Here is a 14104-nt window from a genome sequence, read left to right on the forward strand (position 1 = left end):
TGCGTGGGATACCTTCGGGTATGCCGGGTTCCTTGATTCCCGGTCGGTCAACCCGCGTACAGCTGCCACCTGTTCGATTGACCGCGAACGGTTGCAGCTCCGTCTATCAAGGAGCTTCACCATGATCAAACCAACACCAAACCCACCCGAAACCGACACCACCTCGCCTTACGAATCCGTGGATTCAAAGACCTTCCACGAAGCCGCCGAACGCGCCCTCGATCACTACTTCAACCCCCTCCTCCCCAGAAAACCGCTGCTCAAACCCAACACCCGCTACCTCATCGCCCCCGGTATCGACAGCGAAGAACTGCTGGCCGACGCCTGCGAAACCCTGACCTCGGCCAAAACCATGGCCACCGACTTCGCCGGGCTGGTGGACGGCTCGCATCGGCATGTGCTGTTGGGCATTGCGCAATTGATCATGCTGGGGGAACTGGCAGTGAACCGGGCGCTGGATAATCTGGAGGTGGCGGCTGAGCCGCGCGTCTGAGTGGTGAAACCAAAACGGCCCTCTGCGGGCCGTTTTTCTATCTGTGGGAAGTGTATGGGCGACTCCGATTGATGACCGTCCGTCTTAAAACCAGCCTCACCTGTCAGATCTGACAGTAGCCGAAATGAATCGCACAGAGTTTTCATGGCACATCAATCCCCTAGGAGCTGCGTGCCATGAACAATCCTGCATCCAGCGGCGGCCCCATCGTCGCCCTGGCACTGACACCACCCTATATTCCAAGCCAGACCTACCCGATCATTCACCCGGTCGCCCAGGTTGGGCTCTCCCGGCTCAACTATTACGCGGACTCGAAGGGACTGTTGGTGTTGTTTGGGCCTTATCTGGGTCAGGTACGCAACGAGACTGGACGGATTTACCTCAATGGCTTGCCTGTGCCGACCCCGGCCAAGACCACAGTGGATACGACCTCACCGCTTGAGTTTCTCGTGCCACCGGGGTTGCTGTCAGACGGAGTAAACAATCTGAAAGTCAGCCTCCAGCGCCAGTCGGGCAACGAGGATTCGTCAGAGCTGTCCGTATTGCATTCCCTCGTTGCCCCTGCCGGTAATGATACGGATCCGAACCCTGGCAATTCATTGCTGAACATTGATGTCACCCCGAAGAGCATCGGCCCGGCCGAGGCTATAGCAGGCGTGAAGCTGACAATGAGTTACCCAGGCATGGCGCTGTATGATCTGCTGACCATCAACTATGGCGGTAAAACCCTTACCCATCAGCTCGTGCCAACTGCGCAGGATCCCAACCCCGAAACCAAACCAGTGGTCTTGACCTTCAACACTGCCGATTTCGCTCACGCCCCCAACAACCCACAGTTCATATTCAAGTACAACGTCATCAGTCAGATAGACGACTTTTCCGGCACGTCATCGAACGGAGTATTCAACCCGCAGGAGTTCTGGTCGAAAGATTGTGTGGTTGATGTGCATCTCGATTGGGCAGTGCTGGTGGAGGCAATCCTTCAGGAAATCCTTGGAGACAACGGTGACGATCCGGCCATTGTTGATCTGGGCAAAATGAATGGCGGGCCGTTGTGGGCGTTGATTCACTTGATCAATACGATTTGGCAGGCGGGGGATCAGATTCATCTAACGTTCGAAGCGTGGCTGAACGGCGTCATGGTCGCCACCCATGACGAGACTTTGCCAATCGGCAATGTACCGGGGCAGTTTTCCTGGCCAATACCCAATGTAAAGGTGGTTGCCAACAGTCAGGTGAGGGTCAAGTTCGAACAGATCAGGGGAGGCAAAGTCATTGGCGTTTCCAGGGAAGCCCAGGCACGAGTAGTTGGAGAGGGTTTGCCGGATATTGAGGATTTTGAATCCACACCCAGTCAGGGAGCCTCCGAGGTTGGGCAATCGGTTTCGACCAATAAAATCAAAGTAACCTTGACGGGAAAAGTTCATCCGAATGACTCGCTGGCCATTGCAAGGTTTACTGATCCCGTTGACGCAAATGGACAGGCGTTTTATGGGTATTTAGCGCAGCCTAATGGGCAAATTACCTCTCTATCTTATGAGGTGGAGCTGATTGGCAGGACTGCCAACAGACTGGTGATCTGGATTGCGGGTGGCAATATTTTTGGTAATGCCGCTCAAATGAATTTGGTTTTCAGGGATACCGCTGGGGCGACGCTTAATATCATTAACCTAACGGTCACCGCCTACCAGCGTCAGCAACAGATCGATACAGGGGTTCTGAACGGTATCAAGTCGATTGCAGTGGTAGTGAATGGTCAGGTAATCATCGATCGGATACAGTTTTTGTAGCCCTCGCATAGCTCTCACTCCAGCGTCCCAAGACAACGGAAAAAACGGGACCAAAAAACGGGACGGATTTATTCAAGCGAATAATCCGTCCTTCTCTATTCAGCTATTCAAACCACTCCCCCCGCTCGCTGAAAGTGCGCCTGATCAACTCAACCAGCACCTGCACCTCCCCCACCATCTCCGACTCACTATTCACCGCCAACCACGCCTGCAACCGCATCGTCTCTTCAAACAACCCCGGCAACGCCACCAACCCGCGATCGAACCGGCTCATGTACATCGGCAGCAAACCGATGCACGCACTGCACCGAATCATCTCCAGCATCAGCTCGTAAGACTGCATCTGAACCACCCCGGCCAACCGCTGTTCGACCAGTTCATTCCACGGCCGGAAGCTGTCGATCTGCCGGTCATGCTGCCATTGCACCAGCATGAAATCGGCGAGGTCGTCCGGGCTTTCTGGCCGCGCGGTAACGCGGGAGTAGCGTTTGGCGATGTGCGGCTGGTATTCCAGTTGCGCCAGGCGCTGTGGTTCGCTGGTGGCGAAGGTCGGGCCCGGATGCGGAGTTTCGCCGTGGGCGAGCCAGAGCACGATGTCGGCGCTGACGGCGCGCAGGGCGAGTTCGCTGTCGAGGGCGATGATTTCCAGGCGCACGCTGGCATTGCGGCGCAGCAGTGCGATGAGGTCGCGGCCGAGGATGTCGTGCAGGATCGATTCGGCGACGGCCAGCCTTATCAGCGGTTGCTCGATCACCGGGAGTTTGCGTTCGTGAGCCAGGGCGATCAGTTGCGCCTGCAATTGCTGGCCTTCGCGGGTCAGGCTGAGGGCGCTGCCCTGAAAGCTGAACAGCGCGCATTGCAGTTGCTGTTCGAGTTGCGCCAGTTGTTTGCGCAGCAGGGTCGAGCGCACGTTGAGGCTGCGGGCGGCCTGCATGAAGCAGCCGCAGCGGGCGCTGACCAGAAAATATTGCGCGACGTCGCCGTCGAGGGTCGCGGCTTGCGCCAGCCAGGGTTCGTCCTTGTCCCGGGGCCAGCGGAAATCGGCGCTGCTCTGTCGTGCTGCGGGTTCGGTGAATGACATCGATGACTCCCTGTCGATCTTTGTTGTTTGCCTTTGCACACATTCCCTGTGGGAGCTGGCTTGCCAGCGATGGCGGAGTATCAGCCACCAGTGATGTTGGAGCTGCCGGCCTCATCGCTGGCAAGCCAGCTCCCACAGGGACTTCAGTGATGCTGAAATCAGCGTTTTTCCTCCAGCACCTTGTTGAGCTCGGCCCCGTCGATGCTCAGCGTCGCGGTGTTGAGCATGCCGTCCAGATACGCCTGGGCGATCTGTTCCTGACGCTGGGCACGCAAGGCCTGGGTCAGTTGATCGCGCAACTCGTCGAGGGTCGCGGTGCGGGCCGGTTGTTGTTCGGTGAGTTTGATCACGTGGAAACCGGCGCTGCTTTGAACAGGATCAGAAACCGCGCCGACTTTGAGCCGCGCCACTGCACCGCGAACTTCCGGCACCAGTTGCTGCAACGGTTGCAGGCCGGTATCGCCGCCGCGTTCGGCCGTGAGGCGATCCTGAGAAAACTCCTTGGCCAGCGCTGCAAACTCCGCTGGGGTCGACTGGGCTTTCTTGCTCAACTCCGTCGCCTGTTTGCGCACGGCCTCAAGATTCTGCGGCTCATTCACCCCGAGGAAAATCTGGCTGACCCGATACAACGCCGGCGTCTGCCAATTGGCCTTACCGGCGTCGTACGCCTGCTGCAACTCGGCAGCGCTCGGATAATCCGCCGGCACTTGGCTCACCGACTGCAAATAGTCGCGGAACACGATCTGTTCGGTGGCCGCACGGGTCTGCCGTACCACATCCGGACGCTGCGCCCAGCCTTGGGCATCGGCCTGTTCCAGCACGGCTTTTTCGGCCAGGCGTGAGCGAATCCAGCGCTCCAGCGCCTCGCGATTGCCGCGCAGTTGCTCGCGAGTTTGCGGTGGAACAGCCGCCAGCAACGCCTGCAATTCCTCCGGCGAAACCTGCTGATTGCCTAATCTGGCCACTGCCGGTCCATTGTTCGCCGAAATCACCGGCGCCGGTTGCTGGGCGGCGACCGGGTCATTACCCGGCCGCACCACCAGCGCCACGGCCACCACCAACAGCGCCACCGCAGCGGCGCTGATTACCATGGCAGGTTTTGTCACAGCGCGACTTCCTCTTGCTCAACCTTTGGAGCCTGGGCGGCAGCGGAGTTCTGAGTGAAGTCACGCAGATAAACGATGAACTCTTGCAGCAGGCGATCCCACAGTTCCAGGTTGCCGCGCAGGTAATCGCTGCTGACGCCTGCGGCCACCACCACGTCCATTTCCATCACCAGAAACTCGCCTTGCAACGACAACCGGGCAAACCGGCGGGTCGCGTTCCACTGCTCGGCCACACCGGCCGGCAACTCGCCCTGCACGCGCAAGGCGCAGCTGAAGGTGAAGTCGACGTAGCTGCCCTGCTCGGCCACCGCCGGGTTGCCGAAACGCACCGCATAACCGATGCCCTGGCTGGCGCTGAGCAACTGGACGATGCCGTTCTGTTCGGTCTGGTTGACGCGGTAACCGGCAGCTTGCAGTACGTCGGTCAGGGATTGCGGGGATACGTGGGAGATCAATTGAGTCATTACTTCTTCCTTGTCCATGAGTCTTTTAATCAGTGCGCGATCGCGGCTTGCGGCGCATCGAATTGAGTCTTGTACAGTTCGTCGCCAAAGCCCTGAGCCAGTTCATCGAACTTGACCCGGGCACTGCCGGCGAAGGGCTGGCGGATCTTCATCACCTCGGCCACATCGATGTTTTCGTAGGCGGTGAGAATCTGCTTGGCAACGCCGTACATCTGCTGATTCTTGACCGAACATTGCTGCACTTGTGTGTCACGTTCAGTCAATTGCGCTTGAAGCTTAGACCGTTCTGCCTCTTTGGCACGGGCCATGACCAACAGCTCGTCATAGGCTTTCTTGAACTTGCCGGTCTGCTCGTTGCTGGCCGCGACTTGCGCCTGGGCCTGGCTGTGCAGGCTTTGCTGCTGCCCGGCCAGTTGCTCGGCGAGGCCTTTGGCCTTGGCCAGTTCGGCGGTCAGTTGCTTGATTTGCGCCTGTGCAGCCTTGGCTTCGTTCTGCGCCGCCAGTTGCGCGGCGCTGGCCTGGGCCTGCTGGCTTTGCAGGGTTTGCAGCTGCTGGGTGGTGCTGCGCAACTGGGTGCGCAGTCGTTCCTCCATGCCTTCGGCGCTCGCCCCGGTGGCGATCAACATCCCGAGCCCAAGCCATAAAAAGCGGATTTTCATAACCCTCTCCCGGCGCTTAGAAGCGCGTGTTGATCTCAAGCTGCATGACGTCGATGTCGAACGGCGCGCCATACACCGCCTCCGAGCTCAGCCAGCGGCCGGTGGCGTAGACGTTCTTCGCCAGACCGTAATTGCCGCCCAGGAAGTAGCCTTTGGCGTTGGTGCCGCCGAGGTGGAAGGACGAATCGTTGAAGCCGTCCGGCAAGGCGTCCGGCTGGATGTACTTGTAGCCGGCGAACAGGTTCCAGTCGCCCTGCTTCTTCAGCTCCAGCGCGTTGCCGAGGGTGAACTGGACCATCCACGCATTGGCGCCGCTTTCGATGTTGCCGTTGCTGTCGAGGTTGTTGACGATCTGCCCCGCCGAACGCTTGCGCATGTCGCCTTCGTCGTAACCGAGGTTGTGGATGTAGTTGCCCTGGCTGCGCAGTTTGAAGTCTTCCGGCAGGTCGGCGTCCCACACCACGTTGAGGTCGAGCAGGTTGAACTCGGAGGCCAGGCCAACGAATTGCGGCTGCGGCGTAGTGCTCGGGTTGAGCGGGTTCGGCGTGATGTCGCGCAGCAGGAACACGCTGTTGCCCTTCTGCATGAATGCCGCGCGGGTGCCGTCGCTGTCGCAGCCCGGTGCGCCGGCCCACGGTTCGCAGGGGCTGGAGCGCTGGCCTTCGATGTCGTCGAAGCGGTAGTAGGCCAGCGCGCCTTTCAAGCGGTTGTTGCTGTTGATCGCCCACTTGGCGCCGATCTGCGCGCCGTACAGCCATTTGTTGTCGCTTTCTTCCTTGTCGAAGCCGTTGCTGGTGGTGGTGTCGTTGGTGTAATCCACAGGGAACGCGCCGACGGTGCCGAACACGCCCCAGTCGCGGCTGAGCTTGTGGTCGAAAATCGCCGCCACGCCGTCGAAGTTCAGGTCGTTGGAATACAGCATGTCGGTGGACATGAACGGGTTGGCGAACCGGCCACCGGTCAGGGTCAGTTCATCCGACGGCTTCCAGGTCAGGTAGCCCTGATCGAGCCAGATGTCTTTTTTCGAGAAGCCGCCGCCGAGGTTCTGGGTGGTCGACACCGGGTTGTTGTCCGAGCCGGTGCCGATGCGGATGCCGGCGGTCCATTCCGGCGAAATCACTGCTTTCATGCCCAGGCGGGCGCGCAGGCGGAACAGGTTTTCGCGGTCTTCGCGGGTGTTGAGCAATGGCGGCAACGCGGTGCTGCTGTTGGGGTTCACGTCGTACGGGCCGTTGTTGTTGAGCTTGGCGAAGTCGACGATTTCGTTGCTGTTGCTGCCCGAGTAGTAGCGCGACTCGTCACGCAGACGGATGTCGCCGTCGAAGCTGATGCGCGACGCCCAGTCCGGAAAGGTGTTGGGCGCGGCCCAGTTTTCCTGTTTGGCGGTGGCCATGACTTCGGCCTTGACCTGATCGCGGATCTGGTCGCGCACTGCGGCCGGCACGTATTGCACCCGTACATCGCCCGGTGCGGCGACCGGCCCGGCGGCCACGGCGGTGGACGCCGCAGCCTGCTTGGCCTGGGCCGCTTCGTTCTGCGCCTGGGCGATCAGTGCGTCGGCCTTGTCCTGTTTCAGAATGCCCTGCTCGACCAGCAAGCGGATCAGATTGATCGTGGCGTTCTCCGAGGGCGCAGGCGCTGCCGCGGCCTGACCGACCAGGGTCGCGATGACCATGCCGACCGCCAGGGACAATCGATTCACGTTGGAAATCATCTGCACACAACTCCTTTTCATACAGCTTTATGAATTCGGTTAACCCGGACGCCGCCCTTGCAGGGACATGCGCACAGGCAAGGTGATGGAGGCCGGTGGCCGCTCGCTCAAAGCAGGCGCATTGCGCAGCGCGGCGAGCACTTGCGTATCGATCTCGGGGTTGCCGCTGGACTTGATCAGTTCGACCCGGGTGATCTCGCCGACGCTGCTCAGCCACACATCGGCCTGCAGCGAAAACGCGAGGTTGCGCAGGTCGGGGTTCTCGCGCAGCAGCTTCTGGAAGGTGAACGCGAGGAACTGGCTGTAGGTGCCGTTGCCCAATCGCCCACCGCCGGAACCGGCCATGCCGCCACCCTTGCCCGCGCCAATGTTGAAGGCGTCGCTGCCGCTCTGGGCGTCGCCGTCCATTTGCATCGGGTTGGCCAGATCGTCCGCCGGCGATGGCGGTGCTTCTTCTTCGGGCTTGACCTCTTGCGGCTCGGGCGTTGGCTCGGGCTCGACGATTTTTTCTTCCACCGGAGTTTCCGGCTCCGGCGGTTTTTCCGGCGGCGGAGGTGGCGGTGGCGGCAACGGAATGATCGTCGGCACCTTCGGTGCTTCCCGGCGGATGCCGCTCATGTCGTTGGCCCACTGCCACAACAGGAACGCCGCAACGGCGCCCAGCAGCAGCCCGGCGCCCCACTTCACATAGCGCAGTGGGGACTTCTTCACCGGCAAAGGCTCGATTGGCAGTTGTGCAGTCATCACTCAGCCCTGCGTCGGTTTGCCGGTAACGAGACCGACCTGGGACAGTTCGAGCCGGCGCAGCAGATCCAGCACTTCGATGACTTTCTGGTACTGCACCGTGGCGTCGCCGCGCACGATCACCGGGAAGTCAGGGTTCTGCGCCTTCTCGATGCGCAGGCGTTCTTCCAGCTCCGGCAACGTCACCGGGTAGGCGTCGAGGAACACCTGGCCGCCGTCGTTGACCGAAATCGCCTTGGTCTTGGCCTCGGACAGCGACACGGCGGCGCTGGCCTTGGGCAGGTTGATCTGGATCCCGGAGACCTGCGCGGTGGCGGTGAGGATGAACATCACCAGCACCACCATCAGCACGTCCACCAGAGGCGTGATGTTGATGCTGTCCACTGCGGCATCTTCGTCATCGTCGTGGGAGGCATTTACGGACGCCATGTCAGTGCTCCTCAGGCCGGTACGGAGTGATTGGCGTGATGACCGCGCTGATGCGCCGCTTCACTGGACTGGCCTTCGCCGTGCATCTCCGCCAGACGGGTGATGAACTCGTCGACGAACACGCGCATGTCAGCGCTGACTTCCTTGTTGCGGGTGATCAGGCGGTTGTAGCCAAACAGTGCCGGGATCGCGACGAACAGGCCCATGGCCGTGGCGAGCAAGGCGGCCGCCATACCCGGCGCGATGGCGTTGATGTTGACGTCGCCGGCCATGGCCGTGCCGAGGAACACCACCATGATCCCCAGCACGGTGCCGAGCAGGCCGATGTACGGGCCGCCGGCGATGGCGTTGGACAGGGTCGAAAGTTTCGAGCTGAGCTGCTGGTTTTCACGGGTGCGCACGCCGTCCATGGAGCAGCGGATCGCTTCGATGGTTGCGGCGGAAACCGACGAGGTATCGGCGCCCTGCTCGCGGCGGGTGCGGATCTCTTTCACCGCCACTTGATACAGGCGCCAGAGCGGCGAGTGCTGCAAACGCTGGGCGAGCTGGGTGTCGTCGGCGAACATTTCCAGGCGGGTGCCGACCTTGGCAAATTGCACGCGGAAGTCTTCGTTGGCGGCGGTGACGCGGCTGAGGGTGCGGTTTTTGCGCAGCATGATGATCCACGACTGGAACATCATCAGCACCAGCACCGCGATGATCACCCAGGCATCCACCGGTACCGCGTTGAGCAGGAAGCCGAGGCTGCCGAAACCGAAGCCTGACTGTTCTTCATCGACGCCATAGGCGACCAGTTTCGATTCGGCGCCCTGGGAAGTGGCGTCGGCCAGCAGCAGCGGCGCCGGACGGGCGACTTTCGACAGGCGCAGTTCGTCGATGGCGCCCACGAACGGCTGGAAAGGACCTTCGTGCAGATCAGCACCGATGGCCATGACCGAGTTGAACGCCGGCATCGCTTGAGCCAGCGTCGCACCCTCGCGACCGTTGATGTACAGCGTCACTTTGGCGCCTTCGGCGGTCAGTGCGACGTGCTGCCATTGGTCCGGATTCAACGGTTGCGTAGCGACGGCGCGCTGGCCATCGATTTCCACAAATGGCACGCCTTGATTCACACCAACCAGCAAGCTGTTGGCGCCTTCGCGGCGGGCCAGAATCAGTTGTTCGCCATTGGCCTGATCCAGACGCAGCCAGGCACTGAAAGTGAACGCGCTGCCGGCGTTGTGCTGCAACGACGGACTGGCCGGCAGCAGCAACGGCTGACCGCTGAACTGCAAGGCCCGCCCGACTACGCCGTCGATGGCGGCGCCGGTCGCGCTCTGCGCGGTGTTGCCGTAAGCGGTGGTGTCTTTGGCCGGGGTGCCGGTGGCGCCGTCGAAGTGATAGAGCGCGGTGTAATTCGGATCGAACGTCAGTTGGCCGTTGCCGGTGGCCGGCGCCTTCTGGTTGCCGTAGTACATCCAGATGTCCTGACGCTGACCGCCCTCGACATTCGGCACGTCTACCCAGATCAGCGCCATGCCCATCAGCGCGTCGAAGCTTTCGATCTGGTGGTTGAGCACGGTCTTGTCGTCGGCGGCGACGAAGCGCAGGTCCGAGCCGTCCTCTTTCACGCCGTCGAAGGTGAAATTACCGGTGTGCAGGCGCACCAGCAACGCGGTGCGGCCCAGGGCCTGATTGATCGCGGCACCTTGCGGCGTGGTGTCGACGGCGATCTGTTTGCGGTAATGCCAGTCGTCCTGCCACCAGGCCTGAGCCGTGGCCGGGAGCACGAAGCCCAGGCAGATCAACAACGAAAGGAAAAGGCGCTGCATGGAGGTGCTCCTTGTTAGAAAGTGGCCTGAAGGTTGAAGTGCAGGCGCGATTCCTGTTTCGAGGTGTTCGGCCCTTCGAGTAGCGGATAGCCCCAGTCGAGGCTGCCGGACAGCCATTTGCTCAGGCTGGCGCGGGTGCCGAGGCCGACACTGGCCAGGGCGTAATTGGCGTCCTGGTCCGGCAATTCGTCGCGCAGGTAAAGTTGCGCGCCTTCGGCGAAGGCGTAGAAGCGCCAGTCCTGCATCCAGCCGCCGACGTACTTGGCCAGCGACGGTGTACGCAGCTCTTCGCTCAGCAGGAAGCCGTCATCGGCGGTGCGTTCGGCCGCCAGATAGCCGCGTACCGAAGTGGCGCCGCCGGCGGAGAATTGTTCGTTGGAAACCAGCGGCCCGGACGCCAGTTGGAACGCGGCTTTGCTCGCGCTCTGCCAGTCGCTGTCGAAGGTCCAGGTGAAGTTGGTATCGCCCTTGAGCACGGCGAAACTCGGGTTGGCGCGGTAGCGTTTGTAGTCGAAGTCTTCGTCGGAGCTGCCGTAACCGAAGATGCTGCGGGTGGCGGCGACCAGGCTCAGACCAAGGCCGAGCTGGCTCTTTTCGCTGTAGCGATAGCCGTTGTAGGCGAAGGTGAACGGCGCGTATTTGAGCGGCACCTTGTCGCTTTCGCCGGACAGGGTCAGGCGTTCGTCGAAGTCCTTGAAGTCGATGCCCGCCGACAGCGAGTTCGACCAGTTGCCGCTGGACGGGATCGTGTAGATCGCCGCTACGCCGTAGGAATGGCCCTTGCCGAGCACGTTGCTGCCGCCGATGGTGGCGACGTTGCTGTCGGACTGGTAACCGGAGAACTGCACGCTCCAGCGCTCGGTCAGCGGCGCGGTGTACGAGCCCGACCAGACCTTGGCGTTGTCGGTTTCCTGCGGCGCGGTAAAGAACGTCAGGTTGACGCTGTGCCCCAACTGCCAAAGGTTGTTGTAGCCGAGGCTGGTGACGGTGCGCAATTTTTCGGTGTCGGCGCTGTAGTCGTTGTTCAGCCCGACGCTGGCGGTCCAAGGGTTCTGGTCTTCGACCTGCAAGTCCACGTCCATGGTGCCGGGGCGCTGGCCTTCGCGCACCAGCGGCATTACCTGCCGGCCTGGGGTCTTGTTGAGTTGCGCCAGTTCGCCCTGGACCTTGGCAAAGTCCGGCACCTCGCCTTCCTTCAGCGCCGGGACGTTGTCGCGGATGTCCAGCGGCGAATAGTGTTTGGCCCCGACCACGCGGATCCGGCCAACTTTGGTTTCGCTGACTTGCAGGTAGACGATGCCGTCGGCCACCGCTTGCTCCGGCAGTTCGACGAACACCGATTGGTAGCCGCGTTCCTGATAGGCCTTCTGCAAGGCATCCCGCGCGCCTTCGATGTCGCTCAAGGCTTTTTGCGGGCCGAGGAAGGGGTAGACCGCTTCTTCGATCGCCCGTGCATCGAGCACGGTGTTGCCGCGCACGAAGTATTCATTGACGTCCACCAGACGCTGCGCCGCTGCGTTCCCGGCCTCATCGGCGAACGCCGGCTGCGCGCCGGCCGTCACCAGCAGCCAGCCCCACAGCGCCAGCCGTGACGTGAAAATCTGATCCACACTACCCCCTGAAATTCGCGATGACCTGTTGGCGCTCATGCGCCATGCGTGTGCGTCAGTTACTGGCGTTCTTGATTGCTGAAGTGCAGGCCCCGGTGTGCTTGCCCAGCCAGGTGTGCAGCAGCGCGAAGTTCAAGGAGAACTCGGGCATTTGCAGCAGCGCGCCGCAGAACACTTCACCGATGATTTTCTGGATGAGCTGCACCGCACGCGGCTCGTTGAGCAGCGTGGCGATGTCGCGACTGAGGACGTTGAAGCTCCAGACTTTCTGGTTCAGGCCCAGGCCGACGAACCAGCGGAACAGCAGGTTGTAATTGAGCTGTTCATAAAGCTGCTGCTCGCTGGGCACCGAATACAGCAGTTGCAGGAGCAGGATGTGCATGACCGTCTGCGGGGCGATCAGCATGCCGGGTTGGGCATTGAGGTCGTGCAGGAGGTCGCGGTGGGCGTCGAGCAGGTCGTCGATCTGCGGGCGCAGCAGCACCAGCGAATGCCCCGGCGGAATGTAGCTGGAGACCTCTTTCAAGGCGCCCTGCCAGTCATCCTGCGACACGATCCAGACCCACGGCGCGCCGTAGCGATACACCGAAACCGGCTTCTTGCGCGCGGCTTCGACGATCTTCGACAGGCGTTGATCGAGTTCCTGCATGCCCACTTTCGAGTAGCGTTCCATAGTCCCCATTGCCTCACTCCCGGCGTCCCGCCTCGGCTTGTGAAAAGCGCCCAAAGGGCCCCTCAAGCGCGTTACATAGGCATGACCGGACTGGCGATGTGCTACCGAACTTTTGTCATAAAAGCTTCATTACAGAATTGGAGTGAGATTGATCGGGCGATGAAGAACTTGTGGGAGCTGCGGTGCGACGATTCGACTTGCCAGCGATGGCGTCAGGTCAGCAACATTTACTTGGCTGACACACCGTCATCGCTGGCAAGCCAGCTCCCACAGGGTTTTGTGTAGTTCCTAAGAAGTCAGCAGATCAGGCGTACACCGGCCAGGTATCGACGATCTTGCCGCCGCGCACCGCCAGCAAATCACCGAATTGCAGAAGAACGGCTTCAGTCTGGGTCGGCCGCAGAAAGACTTGATCCTCCACCGTCAGCCCCACGGCATTCGAACCGTTGACCATCTCCTGATTCGAGCTACGGCCGTAAACGCCATTGCTCTGCAATCCTGGCGGCGACTCAAACTCGGCCATCCAGTTGCCGCCGTAGATAAAAAAGGTCTGGCGCTGGTTGGTGTCCCACCACGAAAACAGCTTCGACTTGTCATCCAGCGCCGGAATATTCACCGCCCCCGTGCTTTTCAATACCGGCGTTGCGATGTACGCAGCCGGCTCGTGTTCGACCAGCGACGGCAGATCGTAATGAGTCGGCTTGAGCATCGCCGTCCCCACCGACACTTCACTGCTCAGGCTTTCGTTTTCATGCATGCGATAACTCGGGCTGCCGGCGGTGTTCAGGCACAAGCCGTCATGCCACAGCGCCGGATATTGCTGCCGGGTGAAATCCACGCAGCGCTGATAAATCACCATCACCTTGGCGAACAGTTCCTCGGGCGAACCGAGAATCCCCGGCACGCCCATGCCCACGAACGGGTCGTAGCCCATGAACCCGGCGAACTCCAGGTGCTGCGGGTTGGCGGCGATCAGCGCGAGCATCTGCCCGAGCACGTTCAAATCGCTGACGCCGCCCCGGTGCAGACCGACATCCAGTTCGATGTTGATCCGCATCCGCGTGCCCAAACCCTGAGCCAGCGCGAGGTATTGCTGCAGGCGTTCGGGGTTGTCGATCAGCCATTGCAGTTGCTTCGTCGGGTCGAACGGGCCTTTGTGGGTTTGATAGAACAGCGCTGCCGAGCGCACCGGCAACGGCTTGCCGAGCAGAATGTCGGACTGCGGGAACGTCACCGCATCGTGATTGAGAAACGGCTGATGAAACGACATCAGCCGCTGCGTCCCTGCCCTCTGACCGATGTAGCTGAGCAGCCCCGGTGACGGCAGGGATTTCTCCACCAGCCGCAACTGCTTGCCCGCGCGTTTGACCGAGCGCATCACCACGTCGATGTTGTGGTCGAGGCGATCCAGGTCGATCAGCAACACCGGGCGCATCGGGCCTTTGGTCTTGAGTTGGTTGTTCAGCGCCCGGAAATATTCGCTGTAAGGCCCGCCGCGATCTCCAGGCCTCAACCATGCGCCAACCCCCA

Annotated in this window: 13 protein-coding genes; 2 read left to right on the forward strand and 11 right to left on the reverse strand. The window is 61.1% G+C overall.

Annotated features, from left to right (window positions below; genetic code table 11):
• Nucleotides 1-121: 121 nt before the first annotated feature.
• Together M5G18_RS00215 and M5G18_RS00220 are read left to right on the forward strand one after the other, a co-directional pair.
• The gene (locus tag M5G18_RS00215) at nucleotides 122-493 is read left to right on the forward strand and encodes a DUF6124 family protein (protein ID WP_085604164.1); all 372 of its coding nucleotides are present in this window, start codon (nucleotides 122-124) and stop codon (nucleotides 491-493) included.
• A 176-nt stretch (nucleotides 494-669) separates the two neighbouring features.
• Entirely contained in the window at nucleotides 670-2283 is a 1614-nt protein-coding gene (locus M5G18_RS00220; protein WP_273896707.1) for a hypothetical protein, read from the forward strand.
• Nucleotides 2284-2386: 103 nt separating this feature from the next.
• Here the strand turns inward: M5G18_RS00220 and M5G18_RS00225 are convergent, their stop codons facing one another.
• The 11 genes from M5G18_RS00225 to M5G18_RS00275 all read right to left on the reverse strand — a co-directional run bounded on the left by M5G18_RS00225 (nucleotide 2387) and on the right by M5G18_RS00275 (nucleotide 14087).
• Nucleotides 2387-3364 carry a LysR family transcriptional regulator gene (locus M5G18_RS00225; protein WP_273896708.1) on the reverse strand — a complete coding sequence of 326 codons (978 nt, stop codon included), beginning with the start codon at nucleotides 3362-3364 and terminating at the stop codon, nucleotides 2387-2389.
• A 158-nt stretch (nucleotides 3365-3522) separates the two neighbouring features.
• Nucleotides 3523-4470, reverse strand: coding sequence for a peptidylprolyl isomerase (locus M5G18_RS00230; protein WP_273896709.1), 948 nt, complete (start codon nucleotides 4468-4470; stop codon nucleotides 3523-3525).
• Nucleotides 4467-4934, reverse strand: coding sequence for a YbjN domain-containing protein (locus M5G18_RS00235; RefSeq protein WP_273896710.1), 468 nt, complete (start codon nucleotides 4932-4934; stop codon nucleotides 4467-4469). The genes M5G18_RS00230 and M5G18_RS00235 overlap by 4 nt, the downstream gene beginning before the upstream one ends.
• 29 nt (nucleotides 4935-4963) lie before the next feature.
• On the reverse strand, nucleotides 4964-5593 hold the full coding sequence (locus tag M5G18_RS00240) for a DNA repair protein (protein WP_085604179.1): 630 nt from the start codon (nucleotides 5591-5593) through the stop codon (nucleotides 4964-4966).
• A 16-nt stretch (nucleotides 5594-5609) separates the two neighbouring features.
• On the reverse strand, nucleotides 5610-7307 hold the full coding sequence (locus M5G18_RS00245; protein ID WP_273896711.1) for a putative porin: 1698 nt from the start codon (nucleotides 7305-7307) through the stop codon (nucleotides 5610-5612).
• A 39-nt stretch (nucleotides 7308-7346) separates the two neighbouring features.
• Nucleotides 7347-8051 carry an energy transducer TonB family protein gene (locus M5G18_RS00250; protein WP_179695186.1) on the reverse strand — a complete coding sequence of 235 codons (705 nt, stop codon included), beginning with the start codon at nucleotides 8049-8051 and terminating at the stop codon, nucleotides 7347-7349.
• A 3-nt stretch (nucleotides 8052-8054) separates the two neighbouring features.
• The gene (locus M5G18_RS00255) at nucleotides 8055-8480 is read right to left on the reverse strand and encodes an ExbD/TolR family protein (RefSeq protein WP_007955109.1); all 426 of its coding nucleotides are present in this window, start codon (nucleotides 8478-8480) and stop codon (nucleotides 8055-8057) included.
• An 11-nt stretch (nucleotides 8481-8491) separates the two neighbouring features.
• Nucleotides 8492-10291 (reverse strand): DUF2341 domain-containing protein, encoded by a 1800-nt coding sequence (locus M5G18_RS00260; RefSeq protein WP_273896712.1) that lies wholly within the window; start codon nucleotides 10289-10291, stop codon nucleotides 8492-8494.
• A gap of 14 nt (nucleotides 10292-10305) precedes the next feature.
• A complete protein-coding gene (locus tag M5G18_RS00265; protein ID WP_273896713.1) occupies nucleotides 10306-11901 on the reverse strand; it encodes a ShlB/FhaC/HecB family hemolysin secretion/activation protein in 1596 nt (531 codons plus the stop codon).
• A gap of 55 nt (nucleotides 11902-11956) precedes the next feature.
• Entirely contained in the window at nucleotides 11957-12583 is a 627-nt protein-coding gene (locus M5G18_RS00270) for a transposase (RefSeq protein ID WP_074690888.1), read from the reverse strand.
• A gap of 295 nt (nucleotides 12584-12878) precedes the next feature.
• Nucleotides 12879-14087, reverse strand: coding sequence for a DSD1 family PLP-dependent enzyme (locus M5G18_RS00275; protein ID WP_273896938.1), 1209 nt, complete (start codon nucleotides 14085-14087; stop codon nucleotides 12879-12881).
• Nucleotides 14088-14104: the final 17 nt, after the last annotated feature.

Source organism: Pseudomonas aphyarum (assembly GCF_028657055.1).
GTDB lineage: Bacteria > Pseudomonadota > Gammaproteobacteria > Pseudomonadales > Pseudomonadaceae > Aquipseudomonas > Aquipseudomonas aphyarum.